The organism is Citrobacter sp. S55_ASV_140 (genome assembly GCF_018919505.1).
Taxonomy (GTDB): Bacteria; Pseudomonadota; Gammaproteobacteria; order Enterobacterales; family Enterobacteriaceae; genus Citrobacter; species Citrobacter werkmanii.
On sequence record NZ_JAHLQZ010000384.1, the window covers coordinates 1 to 1,306 of the forward strand.

At 51.1% G+C, this 1,306-nt stretch carries 2 protein-coding genes; both read left to right on the top strand.

Annotated elements, in window-relative coordinates; all coding sequences use genetic code 11:
- Positions 1–898: AMP-binding protein (locus KQJ18_RS24005; protein ID WP_216422954.1), on the top strand; the 898-nt coding region annotated here is incomplete at its 5' end.
- A 53-nt stretch (positions 899–951) separates the two neighbouring features.
- Positions 952–1,306, top strand: a 355-nt coding sequence (locus KQJ18_RS24010) for an enoyl-CoA hydratase-related protein (RefSeq protein WP_216422955.1), incomplete at its 3' end; no start/stop codon positions are given.

The window sequence follows — 1,306 nt, forward strand, 5'->3', positions numbered from 1 at the left end:
GGTGATGCCCGCTTTTCATATCGACTGTCAGTGTACCGCCGCAATGCCGGCCTTTTCCGCCGGCAGCACCTTTGTGCTCCTGGAGAAGTACAGCGCCCGGGCATTCTGGGATCAGGTACGTAAATATCAGGCGACGGTGACCGAGTGCATCCCGATGATGATCCGCACGCTGATGGTCCAGCCCGCCGCGCCAACGGACAGGCAGCATCATCTGCGCGAAGTGATGTTCTATCTCAATCTATCCGCGCAGGAAAAAGACGCCTTTATCGAACGCTTTGGCGTCAGGCTGCTGACCTCTTATGGTATGACTGAAACCATTGTCGGAATAATTGGCGACCGTCCCGGAGACAAACGACGCTGGCCTTCCATTGGTCGCGTGGGATTTAGCTATGAAGCTGAAATTCGCGACGATCAAAATCGACCGCTCCCCGCCGGAGAAATTGGCGAAATCTGTATTAAAGGCGTCCCCGGCAAGACCATCTTCAAAGAGTATTACATGCAGCCGGAAGCAACTGCCAGGGCGCTGGAACCAGAGGGCTGGTTACATACCGGTGATTCGGGTTACCAGGATGAGGATGGGTATTTCTATTTTGTCGACAGACGCTGCAACATGATTAAACGCGGCGGGGAAAATGTCTCCTGCGTCGAGCTGGAAAATATTATTTCTGCGCATCCGAAAATTCAGGACATTGTGGTTGTTGGTATTAAAGACGCGATCCGTGATGAAGCCATTAAAGCGTTTATTGTCCTTAATGAAGGTGAAACATTAAGCGAAGCCGAGTTTTTCAGCTTCTGCGAAAACAATATGGCGAAATTCAAGGTTCCCTCTTTTATGGAGATCAGAACCGACCTGCCGCGCAACTGTTCAGGAAAAATAATCAAAAAAAATCTGAAATAAACCTTCCGGCAGGAATCCCTCCCGCCGGGAAACTATTTATCTGGAGATGAACCATGAGTGAATCATTACATCTGACCCGTAATGGCCCGATCCTGGAAATTACCCTCGACCGACCTAAAGCCAATGCCATTGACGCCAAAACCAGCTTTGCAATGGGCCAGGCTTTTCTTAATTTCCGTGACGATCCGGAATTACGCGTAGCAATCATTACTGGCGGCGGGGAGAAATTCTTTTCTGCTGGCTGGGACTTAAAAGCGGCAGCGGAAGGTGAAGCGCCGGATGCCGATTTTGGTCCCGGCGGCTTTGCCGGTTTAACTGAAATATTTGATCTGGATAAGCCGGTCATCGCCGCGGTAAACGGCTATGCGTTTGGCGGCGGTTTTGAGCTGGCGCTGGCGGCGGACTTTA